This is a genomic window from Bacteroides sp. LFL-34 (assembly GCF_027257075.1).
Taxonomy (GTDB): Bacteria; Bacteroidota; Bacteroidia; order Bacteroidales; family Bacteroidaceae; genus Bacteroides; species Bacteroides ovatus.
In genome coordinates, this window is record NZ_JAPQKZ010000004.1 from 225476 (window position 1) to 231819 (window position 6344).

Genomic DNA, 6344 nt, shown 5'->3' on the forward strand with positions numbered 1-6344 from the left:
AGTAGCAGTCGTGCGAACTAAGTCATTCCCTCAATTCTTCAGTCATTGTCTTTAGTAATGACCTGCTATCACTTAACGGCAAATCCGTAGCTAAATCCCAACTCATCATACCTTTCAGCTTCTGTTCTTTTGCATAACGGGTTTTGATACGAATGTTATCCTGACCGTCAAACACATAAGTATCTCCCTGATAGATCACTTCATTCTGTGCAGGACTCGTAACCAATCCATTCTGTACAAAATTGAAATAAGCCTCTGTCTTCTTTGAATTATCTTTGGTCACCCCATAAAAAGGAACTCCTGCCACCAGTTTTTCCTTCGGAATACCATACTCCAATACCATCTGTATATCCGAACAATATTTCTCTATCGGAAAACGAACCGGTGAAGGACCATAGCACTGAAGTGAAATAAAATCAACAGCTTCAATAGCTTCCTTACTAATCTTATAACAAACAGGATGCAGAGATACACTGAAAAGATACTTGTTTCCCAACACTTCCCGCATCTTCAGGATAGCCAAACTATAATCTTTATATTCTTTCTCATTTTCTGCCCACTCAAAATCAAGATCAATGCCATCCAGTTTATTCTTTTCCAGTACAGTCTTTATGTTCTTTGCAAACGTCGTACGAGCGGCCTCATCGGCCACCATCGCTTTCCATTCGCCACTGGAAGCTCCCAAACGTATTTTCACTTTTGTACCTTTTACTTTTGCACGAACCGATTTAATCAAACCTTCCCAAGTGGTCACCCCTTTTCCCTGAAATGCACGTGGATTCTCAAATGACAATGATCCGTCTTTATTAGGATGAACATTCAAGAAAATAAGGTCGTCACTTGCCCGCAAGCTTTCTGTAGAGATACGACCACGGTTGTAAAAATTACCCCGCACATAAGAACTGACCATATAGTCTTGCTGTGCAAACAATGATAATCCAACAAACAAAAAAAAGAAGAAGAATACAATTTTTCTTAGCATTAGCATAATGATTGATAATTAAAACGTTTAGATTGCAAAAATACGCATATCAAAGGGAAACAGATGTTCAAAAACAACTATAATACTTCCAAAAATCAACATAAAGTTTTCTATTCAGAAATTTACAACAGATAAATATTGAATTCTCTAACATCATCCAAAGGGATAAGAATAATATTTGCAGGTTTCTACTAAAACATAAATAAAAGAAAGAGTTCCATTTTCCGCAAAAAAAGCCTATCTTTGTTCCGTTAAGATAATAAATCACGCATAAAACTCATGCCAAGAGATTCATTTTGCATACAATATACCAACTGTACGGGATGTCCAAAAAATGTTGAGAATATCCTTGTATATAGAAACTTACCTAAAGGAGAGCATATCCCCAAGGATAAGTGTACGCAGAATTGTATGCTTTTTATGATAAAGGGCGAATTACTTATCAATAGCGAAGAGCATCCCGGAATAACGTTACGCGAGAGACAAATTGTTTTGCAAGCTATTGGCTCCAAGGTCGAAATACTGGCACTGACAGATGTGGAATACGTTATCTACTGGTTCAACGAACTGCCTTTGCTTTGCGAAGACCGATATAAGGAAATGATGGAACAGGCGGAAGCTCCTTTGACCTACACTCCACTGATTATGAGTGAAAGGCTTTACCACCTTGTCACCAGTATGCCCGAATTCCTCGCTGAAGAAAACCCTTGCAGCAAGTATATCGACTTAAAATGCAAAGAACTGGTTTTCTTGATTACCAACTTCTATCCGCTGCCCCAACTGGGTTCATTCTTCTATCCGATCAGCACTTATACGGAAAGTTTCCACTATTTCGTCATGCAGAATTACAGCAAGGTGAAGAACGTGGAAGAATTTGCGCATCTGGGAGGATATACGACCACTACTTTCCGCCGACTATTCAAAAACCTCTATGGTGTGCCCGTATACGAATGGATACTGGAAAAGAAACGGGAAGGAATCCTGGAAGACCTACAGCACACCAAAATGCGAATCACTGAAATCTGTAACAGATACGGATTCGACTCTCTGTCTCATTTCGCACACTTCTGTAAAGACTCTTTTGGCGATACCCCACGCGCTCTACGCAAAAAAGCAGCCGGCGGTGAGAAAATCGGAAAGGTACAATAAACAGTCCCATCCTACTAATCTGCCAATCAGTTGCACCATGCGTACATACTGGCTGGCATATTGACACATTGGCGCATTGATCCATTATTAAAGAATTATTTCTTTAATTCCTTGCTCAATCAATCTATTTCCCCTATTTTTGCAGTCTGTAAGAGGTGTAAAACGTCGAAATTTTAGTTCTAACAATTAAATAATTTAAATTCAATCATTTATGTGGTTAAGTAATTCATCTGTAGGAAGGAAAGTGGTGATGAGCGTTACCGGTATCGCCCTTGTCCTGTTTCTAACATTTCACATGGCGATGAACTTGGTTGCGATCATCTCGGCTGATGGTTACAACATGATTTGTGAGTTCCTGGGAGCAAACTGGTATGCATTAGTGGCTACCGCAGGACTGGCTGCTCTTTTCGTGATTCACATCATCTACGCATTCTGGCTGACCATGCAGAATCGCAAAGCGCGTGGTAGCGAACGCTATGCAGTGGTTGACAAACCGAAAACTGTAGAATGGGCATCTCAAAACATGTTGGTGCTGGGTCTGATCGTCATCGTAGGTCTTGGTTTGCACCTCTTCAACTTCTGGGCAAAAATGCAGTTGCCGGAACTGATGCACAACATGGGCATGCACGCTGATACACTGACGCTGGCTTATGCTGCCAATGGTGCTTATCACATCCAGCAGACTTTCTCTTGCCCGGTTTACGTAGTTCTTTACCTCGTTTGGCTGTTTGCGTTGTGGTTCCACCTGACTCACGGCTTCTGGAGCTCTATGCAATCACTGGGATGGAACAACAAAGTATGGATCAATCGTTGGAAATGCATTTCTAACATCTATTCTACGATTGTTGTACTCGGTTTCGCACTGGTAGTAGTGGTATTCTTCGTGAAAACACTGATTTGTGGCGGTGCTTGCTAAATAGTAAATTGTAAATGATTAAATTGTAAATAATATTATGATCAAGATAGATTCAAAAATTCCAGAAGGCCCGGTGGCTGAGAAATGGACCAACTATAAAGCTCACCAGAAATTGGTGAATCCCGCTAATAAACGTCGTTTGGACATCATCGTTGTGGGTACAGGTCTGGCAGGTGCTTCTGCCGCTGCTTCACTTGGTGAAATGGGTTTCAGAGTATTCAATTTCTGTATTCAAGATTCTCCCCGTCGTGCACACTCTATCGCTGCACAGGGTGGTATCAATGCTGCAAAAAATTATCAAAATGATGGTGACTCGGTTTACCGTCTGTTTTACGATACTGTAAAAGGTGGCGACTATCGTGCCCGTGAAGCAAACGTATATCGTTTGGCTGAAGTATCCAACGCTATCATCGACCAATGTGTAGCTCAAGGTGTTCCTTTTGCTCGCGAATACGGTGGTACACTGGACAACCGTTCTTTCGGTGGTGCACAGGTATCACGTACTTTCTACGCTAAAGGCCAGACAGGTCAGCAATTATTGCTGGGTGCTTACTCTGCATTGAGCCGCCAGGTAAACGTAGGTACTGTTAAACTGTACACTCGTTATGAAATGCAGGATGTTGTCATCGTTGACGGACGTGCTCGCGGTATTATCGCTAAAAACCTTGTAACAGGTGAATTGGAACGTTTCGCCGCTCACGCAGTAGTTATCGCTACCGGTGGTTATGGTAACGCTTACTTCCTGTCTACCAACGCTATGGGTTGTAACTGTACAGCTGCTATCTCTTGCTACCGCAAGGGTGCTGTATTCGCTAACCCTGCATACGTTCAGATTCACCCGACTTGTATCCCTGTACACGGTGACAAGCAGTCTAAGCTGACTTTGATGTCTGAATCTCTTCGTAACGACGGTCGTATCTGGGTTCCGAAGAAAAAAGAAGATGCTGTGAAACTTCAGAAAGGCGAAATCAAAGGAAGTGATATTCCGGAAGAAGACCGCGATTATTACTTGGAACGCCGCTATCCGGCATTCGGTAACCTGGTTCCGCGTGATGTTGCCAGCCGTGCTGCTAAAGAACGTTGCGACGCCGGTTTCGGTGTAAACAACACCGGTTTAGCCGTATTCCTCGATTTCTCTGAAGCTATCAACCGTTTGGGTATCGATGTTGTCCTCCAACGTTATGGTAACCTCTTCGATATGTACGAGGAAATCACTGACGTTAATCCGGGCGAACTGGCAAAAGAAATTAATGGCGTAAAATATTATAATCCGATGATGATTTATCCGGCTATCCACTACACAATGGGAGGAATCTGGGTAGACTACGAACTGCAAACCACTATCAAGGGTCTGTTCGCTATCGGTGAATGTAACTTCTCCGACCACGGTGCAAACCGCCTCGGTGCTTCTGCATTGATGCAAGGTTTGGCTGACGGTTACTTCGTATTGCCTTATACAATCCAGAATTATCTGGCAGATCAAATCACTGTTCCTCGTTTCTCTACTGATCTTCCTGAATTTGCTGAAGCAGAAAAAGCAGTTCAAGCTAAGATCGACAAGTTCATGAGTATCCAGGGTAAAGAATCTGTTGATTCTATCCACAAGAAACTGGGTCATGTCATGTGGGAATATGTAGGTATGGGACGTACGGCAGAAGGCTTGAAGAAAGGTATTGCCGAATTGAAAGAAATCCGCAAGGAATTCGAAACGAATCTGTTTATCCCCGGTTCCAAAGAAGGTATGAACGTAGAGCTTGACAAAGCAATCCGTCTGTACGACTTCATCACAATGGGTGAGCTTGTTGCTTACGATGCATTGAACCGTAACGAAAGTTGTGGTGGTCACTTCCGTGAAGAATACCAGACTGAAGAAGGAGAAGCTAAACGTGATGACGAAAACTTCTTCTATGTAGCATGTTGGGAATATCAAGGTGACGATGAAAAGGCTCCGGTATTGCACAAAGAACCGCTGGTATACGAAGCTATCAAGGTTCAGACTCGTAACTACAAGAGCTAATCGGTGAAGTTAAACATTTAAAAGAATTAGAAGAAAATGGATAAAAATATATCATTTACACTGAAGGTATGGCGCCAAGCTGGTCCGAAAGCTAAAGGTGCTTTTGAAACCTACCAAATGAAAGATATCCCCGGTGATACTTCCTTCCTCGAAATGCTGGATATTCTGAACGAACAGCTCATCAGCGAAAGAAAAGAACCGGTAGTATTCGATCATGACTGCCGCGAAGGTATCTGCGGTATGTGTTCTCTTTACATCAACGGACACCCGCACGGTCCTGCAACAGGTGCTACTACTTGCCAAATCTATATGCGTCGTTTCAACGACGGTGATACCATCACTGTTGAACCTTGGCGTTCGGCTGGTTTCCCTGTCATCAAAGACTTGATGGTAGACCGTACTGCATACGACAAGATTATGCAGGCTGGTGGTTATGTAAGCGTACGCACAGGTGCTCCGCAGGATGCTAACGCTATCCTGATCGCGAAACCTATCGCTGACGAAGCTATGGATGCTGCTTCTTGTATCGGTTGCGGTGCTTGTGTAGCTGCATGTAAGAATGGTTCTGCTATGTTGTTCGTTTCTGCAAAAGTCAGCCAGTTGAACTTGTTGCCGCAAGGTAAACCGGAAGCTTTGCGCCGTGCAAAAGCTATGTTGTCAAAGATGGATGAACTGGGATTCGGTAACTGTACAAACACTCGTGCTTGTGAAGCTGAATGTCCGAAGAATATTTCTATCAGCAACATCGCTCGCTTGAACCGCGACTTCATCATCGCAAAATTAAAAGACTAGAAACTGCTAGATTTCAATAGCGAGAGCTTAATTTGATTAATGACAGAATCCCCTGCCGACTAGTTCGACAGGGGATTTCTTTATGTATGAGTAGATCACAATTATTATTAATACGGATCAGTAACATGAACTTTTAATTCATAAGTTTCACCGATTTCACCTTATAGCCAAAACTGTTATGAATGAGAGAATTACGGGTGAAAGCGAGGATTGAAATAAGGTAAAATCATTCGTTACCGCGTAAGCGTCTCCGCGATTCTATCTTGTCGCCCTTTTTTCATTCTTATATTTTTGCTATGTATAAAAATGAAGCATTATGGATTTAGCAGAAAATCGATTTGGAAAAACTTGGAAACATTTCCTTGAAGCATTGAAAGTAGACTACAATTGTTCTTTAGCCGATGTTTGCCGCGATCAGCATACCACTTTTGGTGGTATGAGTTCCTGGATGTCCAGACGGGGCTATAGCGTTAAACAAGCCAAGGCAG

5 protein-coding genes are annotated in these 6344 nt (G+C 42.5%); 4 read left to right on the plus strand and 1 reads right to left on the minus strand.

The genetic code is table 11. The annotated features are described in order from the left end of the window. Window positions 1–22: 22 nt before the first annotated feature. Window positions 23–988 carry a glycoside hydrolase family 18 protein gene (locus N5O98_RS04030; RefSeq protein WP_004322973.1) on the minus strand — a complete coding sequence of 322 codons (966 nt, stop codon included), beginning with the start codon at window positions 986–988 and terminating at the stop codon, window positions 23–25. Window positions 989–1261: 273 nt separating this feature from the next. Between N5O98_RS04030 and N5O98_RS04035 the strand changes: the two genes are divergently transcribed. The 4 genes from N5O98_RS04035 (at window position 1262) to N5O98_RS04050 (ending at window position 5856) form a co-directional block, all read left to right on the plus strand. After that, on the plus strand, window positions 1262–2131 hold the full coding sequence (locus tag N5O98_RS04035) for a helix-turn-helix domain-containing protein (protein WP_022199093.1): 870 nt from the start codon (window positions 1262–1264) through the stop codon (window positions 2129–2131). A 211-nt stretch (window positions 2132–2342) separates the two neighbouring features. Then, complete coding sequence (locus N5O98_RS04040; RefSeq protein ID WP_004311073.1) at window positions 2343–3047, plus strand: succinate dehydrogenase/fumarate reductase cytochrome b subunit; 705 nt, start codon at window positions 2343–2345, stop codon at window positions 3045–3047. 37 nt (window positions 3048–3084) lie between these two features. Beyond that, window positions 3085–5064, plus strand: coding sequence for a fumarate reductase/succinate dehydrogenase flavoprotein subunit (locus tag N5O98_RS04045; protein ID WP_004311072.1), 1980 nt, complete (start codon window positions 3085–3087; stop codon window positions 5062–5064). Window positions 5065–5100: 36 nt separating this feature from the next. Next, the gene (locus tag N5O98_RS04050; protein WP_004298485.1) at window positions 5101–5856 is read left to right on the plus strand and encodes a succinate dehydrogenase/fumarate reductase iron-sulfur subunit; all 756 of its coding nucleotides are present in this window, start codon (window positions 5101–5103) and stop codon (window positions 5854–5856) included. Window positions 5857–6344: the final 488 nt, after the last annotated feature.